At 36.5% G+C, this 14,711-nt stretch carries 15 protein-coding genes; 8 read left to right on the top strand and 7 right to left on the bottom strand.

The window, feature by feature from the left end; all coding sequences use genetic code 11:
- Nucleotides 1–249: 249 nt before the first annotated feature.
- From ACKWCD_RS11430 to ACKWCD_RS11400, 7 genes are all read right to left on the bottom strand, one after another.
- A complete protein-coding gene (locus ACKWCD_RS11430) occupies nucleotides 250–1,230 on the bottom strand; it encodes an Acg family FMN-binding oxidoreductase (RefSeq protein WP_413984086.1) in 981 nt (326 codons plus the stop codon).
- A gap of 225 nt (nucleotides 1,231–1,455) precedes the next feature.
- Nucleotides 1,456–2,007: an NADPH-dependent FMN reductase gene (locus tag ACKWCD_RS11425; RefSeq protein WP_413984085.1), complete on the bottom strand. Its 552-nt coding sequence runs from the start codon at nucleotides 2,005–2,007 to the stop codon at nucleotides 1,456–1,458.
- Between the two features lie 403 nt (nucleotides 2,008–2,410).
- Nucleotides 2,411–2,929 carry a hypothetical protein gene (locus ACKWCD_RS11420; RefSeq protein WP_413984084.1) on the bottom strand — a complete coding sequence of 173 codons (519 nt, stop codon included), beginning with the start codon at nucleotides 2,927–2,929 and terminating at the stop codon, nucleotides 2,411–2,413.
- A 124-nt stretch (nucleotides 2,930–3,053) separates the two neighbouring features.
- The gene (locus ACKWCD_RS11415) at nucleotides 3,054–3,713 is read right to left on the bottom strand and encodes a cytochrome P460 family protein (RefSeq protein ID WP_413984083.1); all 660 of its coding nucleotides are present in this window, start codon (nucleotides 3,711–3,713) and stop codon (nucleotides 3,054–3,056) included.
- A gap of 22 nt (nucleotides 3,714–3,735) precedes the next feature.
- Entirely contained in the window at nucleotides 3,736–4,839 is a 1,104-nt protein-coding gene (locus tag ACKWCD_RS11410) for a cytochrome P460 family protein (protein WP_413984082.1), read from the bottom strand.
- 10 nt (nucleotides 4,840–4,849) lie between these two features.
- Nucleotides 4,850–5,056 (bottom strand): hypothetical protein, encoded by a 207-nt coding sequence (locus tag ACKWCD_RS11405; RefSeq protein WP_413984081.1) that lies wholly within the window; start codon nucleotides 5,054–5,056, stop codon nucleotides 4,850–4,852.
- A 405-nt stretch (nucleotides 5,057–5,461) separates the two neighbouring features.
- A complete protein-coding gene (locus tag ACKWCD_RS11400) occupies nucleotides 5,462–8,278 on the bottom strand; it encodes a TonB-dependent receptor (protein WP_413984080.1) in 2,817 nt (938 codons plus the stop codon).
- Nucleotides 8,279–8,607: 329 nt separating this feature from the next.
- Here ACKWCD_RS11400 and ACKWCD_RS11395 point away from each other — a divergent pair, with 329 nt between their 5' ends.
- The 8 genes from ACKWCD_RS11395 (at nucleotide 8,608) to ACKWCD_RS11360 (ending at nucleotide 14,708) form a co-directional block, all read left to right on the top strand.
- Entirely contained in the window at nucleotides 8,608–9,156 is a 549-nt protein-coding gene (locus tag ACKWCD_RS11395) for a carboxymuconolactone decarboxylase family protein (RefSeq protein WP_413984079.1), read from the top strand.
- 102 nt (nucleotides 9,157–9,258) lie between these two features.
- Nucleotides 9,259–9,819: an RNA polymerase sigma factor gene (locus ACKWCD_RS11390; RefSeq protein WP_413984078.1), complete on the top strand. Its 561-nt coding sequence runs from the start codon at nucleotides 9,259–9,261 to the stop codon at nucleotides 9,817–9,819.
- 40 nt (nucleotides 9,820–9,859) lie between these two features.
- Entirely contained in the window at nucleotides 9,860–10,906 is a 1,047-nt protein-coding gene (locus ACKWCD_RS11385) for a flavin monoamine oxidase family protein (RefSeq protein ID WP_413984077.1), read from the top strand.
- 285 nt (nucleotides 10,907–11,191) lie between these two features.
- Nucleotides 11,192–11,944, top strand: coding sequence for a helix-turn-helix domain-containing protein (locus ACKWCD_RS11380; protein WP_413984076.1), 753 nt, complete (start codon nucleotides 11,192–11,194; stop codon nucleotides 11,942–11,944).
- A gap of 255 nt (nucleotides 11,945–12,199) precedes the next feature.
- A complete protein-coding gene (locus tag ACKWCD_RS11375) occupies nucleotides 12,200–12,733 on the top strand; it encodes a carboxymuconolactone decarboxylase family protein (RefSeq protein WP_413984075.1) in 534 nt (177 codons plus the stop codon).
- Nucleotides 12,734–12,847: 114 nt separating this feature from the next.
- Nucleotides 12,848–13,168, top strand: coding sequence for a thioredoxin (gene trxA, locus ACKWCD_RS11370; RefSeq protein ID WP_413984074.1), 321 nt, complete (start codon nucleotides 12,848–12,850; stop codon nucleotides 13,166–13,168).
- Nucleotides 13,169–13,178: 10 nt separating this feature from the next.
- On the top strand, nucleotides 13,179–13,931 hold the full coding sequence (locus ACKWCD_RS11365; protein ID WP_413984073.1) for an SDR family NAD(P)-dependent oxidoreductase: 753 nt from the start codon (nucleotides 13,179–13,181) through the stop codon (nucleotides 13,929–13,931).
- Between the two features lie 267 nt (nucleotides 13,932–14,198).
- On the top strand, nucleotides 14,199–14,708 hold the full coding sequence (locus ACKWCD_RS11360) for a hypothetical protein (RefSeq protein ID WP_413984072.1): 510 nt from the start codon (nucleotides 14,199–14,201) through the stop codon (nucleotides 14,706–14,708).
- The last annotated feature ends 3 nt before the right edge of the window (nucleotides 14,709–14,711 follow it).

Genomic DNA, 14,711 nt, shown 5'->3' with positions numbered 1-14,711 from the left:
ATTTTGAAAGAGCAACTATGAAGCTATTTTAACAGTAACGGATAAGAACTTAGAAAATCGAATAAGTTCTCTTTTTGACATACTCCAAAACAGTAGATTAAAAGAGCTGAGTAAAGAAAAAAAGTGAGTTCATAAAACATTGGTTTTAAGGAACTAATGTCTGGTGCAATCTTTGAAGGAATAAATTTTACAATTCTAAGGAATGAACTATTGTGAAGAATTGATACGTTAATACTGCGGTTTCGGTTTTTAAGCGTCCAATAGTACATCTTCTATCTTTCTTCTAGAAGAATAAGGAGTTTTATTTGCGTATCCGACCCTCATAATTATAGTAGGATATTCATTGTCTATTCCGAGGTGATTTCCTAATTCATACGATAACTTATCAATTTCACATGGAGGATTTAGAAATGCATTGGCAATACCCAATTCTGTGAGTATTAACAATAGCCTTTCAAGGGAAAAACCTAAAGATATCCATTCACCAATAGTATTGCTGTCAGTAGTTAATAAAATAAAGTGAGAAGAGGATTCTATTTTTTTCATATCCCCTTTATTCTGTTTTATTGGATTCAAAAATAATCCGAATACTTTTTTTCCAACGGGTGTTGGCATAGCAGGAGCCCCCATAACTTTATATGACAATCCGTTGTTAGTCTTTTCAACTTGCCTTTTGTTAAATCTTATCCAGGATAGTAGTTCTTTTTTAAAATTTGAATCGGTCATTTGAATTTCATTTCCTTTCGAGATGTAATCTTTAATGGTATTGAATTGACCACATCCCTTTTTGAAGAAATAAATGTTTACACCCTTTTCTAAAGGTACCTTCCTCAAGGTTTCTAAATCGTTCTCTTCAATTGATTTTCCATTGAAAACGTTTCTGTTTGACTGACGTTCTTTGATAGTCTTCAGAATGGAATCATTGGCTTTGAAATTCATCTTTTTCAGTTTAAAACTGATTGAACGTTCTCTATTTGATTCAGTATTCAAAGACCATTCTGCTGAGTAACCTAAAGACCAGGCCGCTACCCTAATATTTTCCCCTGCACACCCTAAACTAACAAATAACTCTCGATTTGATGGGTCCACTACTGATAGGGAATTATTAAAATCTGGATAGATATCTATTGAGTTGTTGGTGATTTTGAATTTCCATGGTTGACTATTATGGCCAGAGGGTGCTTTAATTCCTAATTCTATTAATTTTTTGAATTCTCCTTTGGCTTCCATAATTCTGAATTAACTTCAAATCTATAGACTAGAAAGAAATCAGAAAATGATAAAAATCATAAGAAACCTTGAAATATACGAATTGTACTTAACAAAGAAATACGACCAATAACTAGTAAAGGAATATATAACCAATGGCCACATCCTTTAAGGTAACACTCGGTAATTTCTTCAAAGTTAAGGACTAATAAGTCGATTGTGACACCCTTATCTATTACCCCTTTATTACGTTATTAAAACTTTTTTCAATTCATTTTTAAACTTCGTCAACTGAATGATAAACTCAGCTGAAAGGTTAGTATTCACAAGACCCTTCGCATCAATGAAGTTTTTATGAAATTCGGGTAAGGAGAAAGTGGCAACCACTGATGCTCCCATGTGGGGGAAACTCTGCGTTCCAATTCCCAAAACACTTTTCCCTCCCATTTTACCGGGAGATGCAGCCATTAAAAAAGTAGGCTTGTTACCCCAAATATTACCATCAATTCTCGACAACCAGTCTTGGGTGTTTTTGAATGCAACTGTATAATTTCCATTGTATTCCGCTAAGGATATAACAAAACCATCAGCGGTGCTGAGTTTACTTTTTAGTTCGTTAACAACGGCAGGTATACCTTTCTCTTCTTCCAAATCGGGACTGTACACAGGCATTTTGTAATCATTTAAATCTAATACTTCTAACATAGTACCTCCTAAACGTTGAGCCACCCATTCAGCGAATTTTTTATTAATTGAGGCCTTACTGTTACTTGCGCCAAGCGCTATGATTTTTTTCATTTTCTTAAATTATTTTTTGAATAATTAAAAAGAGATTGTCGTTACTCTTTTTCCATTTGATGGGATTACTAAACAACTTATCGGCTTCATTAATAACATTAATATAGTCCAAGAAAATGCTTTGTTGACTAATTACTCATGCTGGTCATTACCCCCACCAGGGTTGATTGAATTCGTAAGAATAATTTTCTCACATGCCATAACAAATGCATTTTGATTCTTGGTATTGACAACGCCCAGCCTTTGACCTGGGAATGTGTTTTACAATTGTGACAATCAACACACGCGATACAGGACTTATGAATAGACTGATTCTTCCCACTATTAACAGATATGTTCGATGTGTAGGGATGAACCGTTGAAACCTTATCTTTTGTAGATGTGCACATAAACTTAATTGTTTTTAAAATTCAAGCCCTAAATGAAATCCTCCAAAATATCTGAATTCACCTCCGATCAAGGTGCCAACGACCGGTCCTGTATGAAACCCGTTCTTTCCGATTCGAATATTCAACTCCCCTTCTAAATATGCCGAAACTTCGAAGTCACTTTCTGAATTCGCCAGAGCAAAGCTGGGTCCTGCGTTCAAGGTCAATATCGGCCAGGGTTTATGGCTCACTAAAGCTGCAACTTCATGGCCAACCCTTCCCTCTTCTTCATAGATTAAAGAATACCCAACACCAAATGCCCAAGTATGACTAGTCCAGTACGTAAAATGAAGTTCTGTCAAAGGATCTGTATGACCTGCTTCTGGGTTATGAATTACAACTCCCGAAACTACCAACTCAAATCCCGGTCTATTTTTGGAATGATTCTTTTCAGAAGAATCTGGCGTAACTTCTTGACCATAAGCTACACATGTCACGGAACAACATAGCATAATAGCAAAAAAGAACCTGTATTTTTTATATATTTCTTTCATTTTCTAGTCGACATTATGATGGAGCCGAGATGATTGCCATTGTTGATGTTTATGAGTTGAGCTTACCTGACAAAATCATAGTCTACTATATGAAAGGTCAACTCTTACCTTATATAGCTTTAAATTATTTGTTGGCTGTCGCCATCCGTTTGGCGGCATCTTCAGGGCTAACGTCCATACCAATATTTTTGGCAGCTCGCAATACGGGGTAATATTGAGTGAATACAAAATCATCTTGTGCATTTGCCTGATGACATGTGTTACACATATTCGCTGGGAAGGCAGCAGCAGTTTTCTTTAACGTGCCTTCTTCTGGGTTGGTAAAGCTGAATATGGCCCAATTACCAGGTTCATCGGGAAAACTTTCCTTGCTCTTGACAGATGCCTCTAAACCGATAAACTCTCCCGCGAAATAACCATTACCACTTACAGCCGTTTTAGATCCTATGCTCACTAGTTCTTTTACGAGAATAGCACCTTCACGGAACTTTCCGGTTTTCTTATAGTGATCAAAACTCTGAGGGTCTATATATACATTGTGCATTTCTGGAAAGGGAGCTTTCCCATCGTTAAGGTCGTTAGGTGTTACAGGAGTTCCAACGTAGACCCAACTTCTATATCCTGTTGGCCTTATCAGTTCACCGTTGGTGTCTAATTTGTAATAGGTAATAGTTTCGTAACCGTCCGATGGCTTATCTGAACAGGCGACTGTGAAGAGCGCGATAATCGCAATCGCGAATAAGCTATTGACTGTAAGAATGATATTTTCTTTTGTAGATTTCATTTGTAAATGATTTAAGAGTTATTTAATTAAGTGGAAATTTAGATCGTACCATATCTTTTCCTATCGTATGACAACTTGTACATCCAATTACCCCATTTCCTATCGCTGCAATTTTGGTGGCATCTTCTGAATCCGTAACCTCATACCAAAACCATCCATTACCTCCATCAGTTTTGTCATGGGTTTTGGCAAAAACCGCCCAACCCGCCGGCTGGTTGTCTTCATTATACATTTCTTTGACTGAAACAGAACCTAAAGGATGCTCTGCATTTCCTGCTTCAAGAGACTTGGCCAATATGTCATTGATGAATACTTTAACTGGTAGTCCTACTTTTTGATGTGGCCCTTCCGAAGGGTGTAATTCTTTTTCTTGATTTTTATAGGCCTTGTATTTTCCCTCTTTCAGGTAGGCGAACAATTGGTTTCTCTCTAACGGAATTTCGAGGACTAAACCTTCTGGAGTCGGTACTGTAGCATCCCAAATACTGACTTCTTTTTTAGAGGCTTTTCGCTCTGGATTATCCTCTGGACTTATATCCATTCCTATACCCTTAGCCGCTCTTAGTACGGGGTAATATTGAGTGAATACATAGTCATCTTCTGCATTGCTCTGATGACATGTGTTACACATGGCTGCTGGGAAGGCCGCCGCGGTTTGTTTTAAAGTACCTTCTTCCGGATTGGTAAAACTGAATATGGCCCAATTGCCGGGTTCGTCGGGGAAAAGTTCCTTGCTCTTAACAGATGCCTCTAAACCGATAAACTCTCCTGCGAAATAACCATTTCCACTAACAGCCGTCTTGGAGCCGATGCTTACCAGTTCCTTAACAAGAATTGTCCCTTCACGGAATTTTCCAGTTTTTTTGTAGTGGTCAAAACTATGAGGGTCAATGTATACGTTGTGCATTTCTGGGAAAGGTGCCTTACCATCATTCATATCATTAGGTGTCACCGGGGTTCCAACATAGACCCAGCTTCGATAACCTGTTGGTCTTTCTAATTCACCGTTGGCGTCTATTGTAAAGTGCGTAACAGCAACGTACTCCTCTTTTGGATCAATACAAGAGGTTAATTGAAACAAAATCAAAAAACCTAGTACTACGAAAATGTTAAATCTGTTTGTCATAATTATTTATTTAAAAGTGAATTGTACTGTAGCTCAGTTTCGATATTTTGTTTTTGATCCATGTATTCTGAATATGTATTTCGGTAAAAAATAGTTCTCCACTTTCTTTTTTACAGATTATATGAATGACAAATGCATTGGAATTTTCATTAATACTATCGTCACTAATATCGAGCTGCAGGATTGAGGTCTTTTCATTAAGGAAGATTTTTTTCATAAATCTGTTCCAACAATTGTGCTCTATTCTATTGCTTTTCCCGTTATGGTCTACTTGAATACTATCATCCATGTACAGCTTTACGCTATCCTCGAGCTTCTGACATTTGAGGAGACTTATAAAATGATTTATTGAATTTGAAAGTTTCATCTCTGTACTTTGGTTTTATGTAAACAAAACTAAACGAGAAGAATACACTAGAGAATAGTGTCATTTCCTAACTATTTATACTTATTTCCCTTTTTAGGAATTTAAGAGGGAAAACAGCTTTGGAAACAGGTGTAATTGAAAAGGTAGGTGTTAATAATTAGAAATATAGGGGGAAGATGTTTATTTCTCTTGTATTTATATCTTATGACTGGATTAAGATTGCCAGACTCTTTTAAGACAATCAATTTAACACTTTCAAAATCTATAATTCAATTTGAGGATAGTACCCCTAGGTAGAACCGGAACAACCACAAAACTTGTATCAGGATTTTGTGTTACGAATTGGGTGGTCACATCATTTACATTGGCTCCTATACTGTTCACTCCCAAAAAGTTGGATAGTCCGGCAGAATTGAAAATATTGGTTACTAATAAATTCGCAGATAACTTTTGGCTTATTTTATAACCGAGCCCCAAATTGAAAATACTATAAGCTGGCAATTGAAACCCATTGGCTACGTTTGCTTCACGCTCACCCATAAATTGCCACTTCAAAAAAGCGCTAAACTTATTATTATCATATTCTACAGTAGAATTCAACATTAAGTTTGGGTTATAGGGCAAACTATTTCCGGTAAAATCGACAATAGAATCATCACTCATATCTACAGTATCGGCTGCATCATAAACCGTCCATTTTGTGGCCTTTGCATGTTGGATGGTAGCATTGGCCAGAAAACTTAAGTTAGTTATAGGCGTATAGGCAGCTTCCAATTCCACTCCAATGGTCCTTGAATTATTAAATTGAACTGGAGCATAAAAAATACTACCGTCGTCAGGGTCAAACTCAAAATCTATAAAGCCAACATTTTTTAATTGACTCCAGAAAGCTGTAACGGTCGACGAGAATCTTTTTTTGTTCCACTTGAAACCCAATTCGGCCTGTTGGATTTTTTGCACCTGTCCTTCCTGATTAATAGGTACATTCGAAAAATTATTAAAATAATAATTGAGCTCGGGTGCTTTATTGGCTGATGAAAAACGAGTAAAAACTGCAGCTTCATCAAAAAATTTATAATTTATACCAAAGGAATATGAGAGGTAGTCATAGTTGAAATTAAAATTATCGACCATTCCTGTTGAACTTTGTATTTCGTTATCGTAAGCTGTGTTAACATTGCCATCAAGACCACCACTCTGATCTAAGGGAGCAAATCTATCATTACTGCCTTGGTGTTTAATATTCTCATAACGGAAACCTATGTCTAAGTGTACCCTGTCAATAATATTCCAACGGTCATTGATATAAGTGGCTAGTTGTTCAACATTAGCTCTTGAATTACCGTAAAATAAACGTCCATAATTGCTTATGCCATTTGAATCCGACAAATCAATTACGGGCTGTCCTGGGTTTTCAAGGGTTACCTCTAGCATTCTGGGGTTTGGTTCATACGTAACATATGCGAAACTTGCTTGGGTAAATGTTGATGTATCTGAAAACCCGCCCGAAATACCAAAGCTTAAATCATGTCTTTCCAATTCTTTACTTACAGAGAATTGGCCGATCCATTCCTGTGTTTCGTTTTGTTTGTACCATGGTAATGCTCCCATTATGCCATCGTTAGGTAGTCTACCATCACTCAAATATTCAAAAGAACTACCCATTACTATTCCACTATTATTGACCCTGGCCACTTCTTCTTTAGAATTCGCATCCCGAAAGACGACTTGTCCTATGGGAAGCTCCGCACCACTTGCAAAATAGGCTACCGGGTTATTTAATGAAATTAATGAGTTTCCCTGTGATGTTTCCCATTCGGCACTTTTATCAGAATACTTTATGTTCAGACGGAGTTTCCATTCTTTTTCAAACTCTTGGAAAACATCAATTCCGAAAGCCAGATCTTGAGCATGTAGCCCTTCAGAAGTATTGAAAGAATTCGACGCACCACCCAACGTATTTCGACCATCTGGAATAGTTGTATTTAATTTTGGAAGTAATAATGCCGTCGTGTTAAAATTTTGGCCAAATGCAGCACTTGGATTATCCCAATTAACCGCCGCTACACCATTATATCTATTAGTGAAATCATCGAGTAACTTACCATAAAACTTAATGTATCCCTTGTCATGGTCTTTTATGATATTAAATTTGAGTTGTCCTCCTTTACTAAAAGTAAAATTTACGTTTCGGGCACCTTCGTCCCAACGGTAATGTCCTCCGATATTGAAATACCAGTCATTTCCCAATGGCCCACCAATGGTTCCATCTAATTTGGAGATTTCATTACCATCCCCCTGAATTCCTCCCAAAATGGAAAATTCCCCATTAAAATTGTTATTCGGACCGCGAGATATAAAATTAAAAATTGCACCCGGTCCATTAAGTGCGGTAATCGCTGCATTTCCTCCTCGAATTGCCTCTACCTTCCGAGTAGTTAAGTCGGTTCGATGGAAAATATCGGGACTATAAAAAGAATGCTGTACCAAACTTACTGGCAGACCATCTTCTTGTAACGAAACATAATACCAACCCAGATCATCTTCTACCGATGCTGAAATTCCTCTGGTATATACCCTCGTAAATACCTCGCCTGCGGAAGGGTCTGTAAAAGTCCCAGGGATATTTTGCAATAAATCAGCTGTGCCTCTTGGAAATGTCTTTACCAGAGCCCTCGAGTTTAAAATTGTAATTGCGGTATTCGATTCTAATTGTGTACGGGGTTCAAAACTGCCCGTGACCACTACACTTTGAAGGCTAAGGAGGTCATCTTCCATAATTACCGATATTGATAAGGGGTCATTCTTTATCTCAAGACTATCTGTATACGTTTTTGATCCTAAATGGGTAATAGAGACCAAGTATGTTCCTGGTGTAATATTCGGTACCTTGAAGACTCCATTAATGTCAGTGATGCTAAATTGGTTATTCGGTTGGAGCGTCACATGGGCTCCGACCAATGGTTCTCCTTCTTCATCTTTAACCTCTCCTTCGAAAGTAGTTTGGGCAAAAGTGACATGGTATACAAAGAGAGCAAAAATCATTTGAATTTTCATGAGTTTGACCTGCATATTCATGTCCTTGTTTGAGATTTTGTTAATGACTTAATTTACGGCTCTTTAAGCAATACTTCACTACTTTTTAGGGTCTTATTTTGCACTTTACTTATAAATCACAAAATAGAATGAAAATTTAAGTTTTACTACTGATGGTTGGGGTTTAGGCATCTTCTTCTTTATAAAGAGAGTTTGCATTCAGGGATAAGTCTTCCGTACAAAACATGAAATCACTGCATATCGGGAAGTATGAATAAATATTAGGGAAAATTCACTATTACGAAAAAAATTCTTTCTACAGAAATTTACAGTCTCAATTATATATCAATTTTAAAAATAAAGTTATGATAACATTCGATGTACCGAAGCATGAAGATGTAAGTGAAAACAATCAAGCAATTTTTGACAATCTAAAAAAGTCAGTAGGTTTTGTGCCTAATCTTTTTGCTACGATGGCAAATTCCGAGAATGGATTGAAAAACTATCTAGATTTTTCCAATGCAAAGAGTTCGCTCAAGGCTAAAGAGAAAGAGGTAGTAAATTTGGCTGTCAGTCAAGTCAATAACTGTGAGTACTGTCTTTCAGCCCATACAGCGGTAGCAAAAATGAACAACTTTACAGAAGAGGAAATAATAGAATTTCGCCAAGGAAAATCATCAAAGGATTTAAAACTTGATGCCCTAGCAAGGTTTGCGAGAAATATAACTGAAAATAGAGGGAGAACGAGTCCCGAGGTACTCGAGAACTTTTTTAACAATGGATGGAGCAAAGAAAATCTGGTAGATGCTATTATGATAGCCGGTGACAAAACCGTTACCAATTATCTAAATAATACTACACGTGTTCCTGTAGATTTTCCTATTGCCCAGCCATTAGAAACTGAATTGGTTTAGTTTGTTTTGTAGTTGGTTGGTTTAGTTGATTCGTTGAGGGCTCACTTAATAGTGAGCCCTCGATGATTCATTATCCTATAGTAATTTCAAATAACATAAAATATGAATACTGTAATAAAAAAACGCATATTGAATCCGGAAGCGTGGGTTGAATCTTATAATGATATGTTTGTCACTTATACATTAAATCGGGTGGGTCATCTAGAAACTGCAAGGGATTTGGTACAAGACACTTTTCTAGCGGCATTTTTGGCTGCCCCTAATTACAAAGGAGATGCTAAGGAAAGTACCTGGTTGATAGCAATTTTAAAAAGAAAAATAATAGATTATTATCGCAAGTGCAATACTAGAAAAGGAAAGGCATTTATGAGGGCTGGCGAAGCTAACAGAAACCAAAATTATAATTGGTTAGAAGAAAAGGTTGCCAATTCTGCTTGCGAAGATGAAATAACTAAACTAGATAGTCAAGTTGTAAATGATATCATTCATACAACAATTGAAAACCTCCCTGCAAGACAAGCGCAAATAATTCGACTTAAAACCTTGGGGTGGAAAACCAACGATATCTGTGAAGAACTCGGTATAAATCAATCAAATTTATGGGTAACATTGCACAGGGCACGCAAATCTCTAAAATTTCAATTAGGTAGTTTGATGGGATAAGGACCCAATATTATGTTTAAACATGCCTTAAGAATCTAATTTGAAAAGTCATAGATATATCATTGTAGGAGCAGGATTAACGGGACTTTCAGTCGCGTATCGACTCATGAAATCAGGAATTGAAGATTTTATACTATTGGAGGGACGAAGCCGTATAGGAGGAAGAATTTTGACAGCCGATGGTATCGATTTAGGCGCTGCTTGGTTTCAGCAACATCACGATCGGATACATAAAATTCTTGAAGAGTTGGGAATGTTTAGTTTTGAGCAGTATGTTTCAGGAAAAGGAATTATAGCTTCTAAGTCGGGTACTCCCCTACAATACTTTGAGGGAGATTCAAATGGTCTTCCTACGTATCGCATAGCAGGAGGTTCTATCAAATTAATACAGCGATTAGCCGATGAGTTTCCTCATAAAATTCAAATGCAGACCAAGGTTGTAAAGGTTGAAAATACATCTGTTGGTTTAAAACTACATACCAAGAATGAAGTTTTTAAATGTCATAAGGCAGTAATTTGTATTCCACCTAAGTTGGCTTACCAAATGGTCTTTGAACCAAGCCTTCCAAACCAATTAAATGACTTGATGCAGAAAACGCATACTTGGATGTCACATGCGATCAAAGTTGGTCTCACATTTTCAAGTCCATTTTGGCGAAAACAGGGGTTTTCTGGGATTGTTTTTGGACAATCCAGCCCTATAACCGAAATGTACGACCACTCTTCTTTCGATGGAAATGTATTTGGGTTAATGGGTTTTGTAAAGGACGAACTCCGTTTCCTACCAGAGGAAGAAAGGAAGAGAATTATTTTAAATTTTCTTGAAAATGTATTTGGAAAGGAAATTAACAAGTATATCGATTATTCAGAGAAAGACTGGTCAAAAGATGATTTTACTTCGATAAAAGATGGTGAAACGTTACCCTATAAATTATTCTATGGCAATGCTCTTTTTAACCGGCCTTATCACAATGGAAAACTGTTCTTCGCAGCGGCCGAAACGTCTTATTCCAACGGAGGATATATGGATGGAGCTATAGCTAGTGGTTTTGAAACTGCCGATAAGATGGTGCAAGATATCACTTAAGAGTGTTTTGATTGTATAGTTCGGATATTTCAGACGACAATTGAAATAAGCTAAAAAAAGCATTTATCTCGGAAGGAGCTAATGTTCCGCAAAATCAAAATTCATTAGATTAGCGATTATGTAAATAAGAAATATATGTAGGCGTAATTCAATTTCTATTTTAGTAGCAAATCCATCGAAATATAAATGTAACAATCTAAATAAATGATATACAAAGGTCCTACAAACGAATATTTGCAGCTTGAGAACATACACAGTAACAACTGCTTTGTTCAAAAGGAAGCTATGGAAAGTCCTTTAACATTTGTTTGGTTTGAACAGGACAGTAGTAAAATCACTATTGATAATATTGATTATCGATTCTGTAAAAATCAAATTGTAAGCTTAACGGAATTCCACAAAGTAGATATTTCCGGTGTTTGCAATGCCAAATTGATTCGATTTAATAGAGCGTTTTATTGTATCATCGACCATGATAGCGAAGTAGGATGTAAAGGCATATTGTTTTTTGGTGCCTCACAACTACCTGTATTTGATATTCCTGTAGAAGAGCTTGAAAAATTTCAGACGGTATGGAAAATGTTTGAGATTGAATTGCAATCTAACGACGAACTACAACTCGAAATGCTTCAGTCTATGTTAAAGCGTTTCATCATTATGTGTACAAGGGTCTTTAAATCGCAAGAGAACTATCATAAAATCGAAAATGCTAGCATTGATATTATTAGAGAATATAATTTCCTAGTAGAAAAACATTTTCGAACCAAAAATACCGTCGCCGAGTATGCTGAAATGCTGCATAAATCTCCCAAAACCCTTTCTAATCTATTTTCAAAACTCTCGTCAAAGAGACCTCTTCAATTTATTCAGGACCGCAAAATGCTTGAAGCCAAAAGATTGTTGCGATATACCGACAAGAGTATTAAGGAAATAGCCTATGAGATAGGTTTTGAAGATTTACAGACCTTTGGACGCTTTTTTAAAAATCATGAGGGACTTTCACCAACAGACTTTAAGAAAGCTGCTATAATTCAATAGAATGCATAATATCGCACCTCTTCCATATTGCGTCTGAAAGTTACTTTTGATAGATATTGCCATTAACAAAGAATCCCCCAGATAAATGATGGGTTCGTGATTCTTTATAAGCAGTAAATCCCCCTATTTCTCGTAAAAAATGGCAAATGGGAAGAATTGCCTACTCTTCGGGTATTCCTACCTAACAGCACCTTCCTTTGTTGCAGCATCTTTGCATTGTCAAAATTTAGTATTAACAATTAAAAAAAATAGACAATGTCAAAATTCAAAGTTCCTACAAGAGGAGAAGTATCTGAAAATAATCAAACAGTTTTTGATAATCTCCAAAAGGGTTTAGGTTTTGTACCTAACATTTACGCGGCGATGGCACATTCTGAAAATGCGCTGAGCAGTTATTTACAATTTTCATCTGCACCCACATCTTTTTCAAAGAAGGAAAAGGAAATCATCGATTTAGCCGTAAGCCAATTAAATGGTTGTCGTTATTGCCAATCTGCTCATACAGCACTTGGGAAGATGAACGGTTTTACCGATGAACAGATTATCGAGCTACGAAAAGGAGGTGCCAGTTGGGATTATAAGGCAAATGTTTTAGCGCAAACTGCACGAGAAGTAGCCGATAAAAAGGGGAAGGTCTCAGAAGAAGTATTGGAATCTTTTTATGGGGCGGGTTATAGCGAAGCAAACTTGGTAGACTTAATAGTAGCTATAGGTATAATTACGATTACCAATTTATTCCACAATGTTACAGATGTGGATATAGACTTCCCAATAGCTGTGGAAATATAAAAATCAAACTGGGAAGAATTGCCTACTTATCAGGAATACATACCTATCATGAGCGGTCAATTTCTTCTCAACTTTGTAAAACAAATAGTAAATAATAACTAAAAAAATAAAAAGATGATACAACAGTTAGATAAATCGAATTTTCAGGAAACCATAAATAGTAACGAAGTAGTATTGGTTGATTTTTATGCCGACTGGTGTGGGCCCTGTAATGCGTTACACCCAACTCTGGAAGTATTGGACAAAGAGTTTGAAGGTAAGGCTGTTATTTCAAAAATTAATGTAGATAAAAATCCGGAGTTATCCTCAATATTTCAGGTACGCAGTATTCCGGCGTTGTTCTACTTCAAAAAAGGAAAAATAGCAGGAAAACAAAATGGAGTATTACCAAAAGAAGTACTAAGTCAAAATTTAAATAACCTTTTAACAACTTAAGAGATAAGGTATGAAAACAGCAATAATTTTAGGGGGCAATAGCGGAATGGGCAAAGCCACAGCAACACAATTAGCATCACAAGGAGTAGAAGTACATATTGTAGGTGTTACAGAATCGAAATTGAACCAAGCAAAGACAGAAATTGAGGAAGTAGGTAAGGTGCACACCCACAGAGTGGACATCACTGATCCAAAAGATTTGGAGGATTTTATCGCTAAGATAGCGTCATTCCCAAAAGTGGATTATTTGGTCAATGCTTCAGGGATTTTTGGACCAAAACCGTTCCTAGACCATACCGTTGCTGATTATGATTCCTATCTTGATTTAAACCGTGGCTTCTTTTTTATCACTCAGGCAGTAGCCAAAAAAATGAAAACGAATGGTGGTGGAAGTATTGTAAATGTTGGTTCTATGTGGGCAAAACAGGCTATAAAAGCTACTCCATCTTCAGCATATTCTATGCAAAAAGCCGGATTACATTCATTGACCCAACATCTTGCCATGGAATTGGCAGATTATAACATTCGGGTCAATGCGGTATCTCCTGCAGTAGTGGATACACCAGTATACCATGGTGTTTTTGGAGGAAAAGAGGAAGCAGAAAAGGCCTTGGAAGGATTTAATAGCTTTCATCCAATTGGTAAAAACGGTACAGCAGAAGAAGTGGCCAATGCTATCACATTCCTACTTTCTGATAAAGCAAGTTGGACCACAGGCGCTATCTGGGACGTAGATGGTGGGGTAATGGCCGGTAGAAATTGATGATTTAATTGAGTTTTAGCAGTACAAACTAGCTTGATCTAAAGCGACTTAGAAAAGCCTCCCAATTATTTGGGAGGCTTTTTTGCTAATGGAGAAGAGAAATTTCTAGTAAAAGATAAATACAATATTGGTTGGTGTTCTAGAGTCAGTTTTTTGATTTCATTTTGTTTAACGAGTGCATTTTGTATCCGCAATTTTATAAGAGCTCACTTAGAGTGAATAAAATTGTATATTGTATAACTTGTTTCACCAAACAATTGCTAGAAAATGAATTTGTTAAAAGGTAAGCTACAAATGTTCCGTTCCAAAAGGGCTATTTGGATTATATTAATATGGGTATTAACTGCTAATTTCTTCTTCTTCTACGAGCACGCAAGTCTTCTTTACGGAGAAATGAGAGATGCCGATTATAACCTTTGGGGTAGATTTTTAAATTACTTGATGATATCCAGCTTTGCTGCCATAATTGGTGGTGTTTATACAGTAAACAAGATGGAATCATGGCTTATTAAGTACCCATTTTGGTTAGCTGCCCTATTCATTATAGGTAAGTTTCTACTTATAGGTGGTACAATAAGTATATTCGGTGCCGCTACGTTAACAAGAAGCGAGACTGGTCTCTCCTTTTCTGACTCTGAATTATGGTTGAAGACATTTGAGCTTGTCCAAAGTTGGTTGTTTATTAAAACCTTCGTTCTGTGGCTTTTTATGGTAGTTATAACCCTTATAATTCTCAAAATCAAAAATATAGACTCTTCATTTAATTCAACAAAATAAAGT

Source organism: Maribacter taeanensis (genome assembly GCF_047345145.1).
Classification (GTDB): domain Bacteria; phylum Bacteroidota; class Bacteroidia; order Flavobacteriales; family Flavobacteriaceae; genus Maribacter_C.
This window is presented reverse-complemented; position numbering and strand designations above follow the sequence as displayed.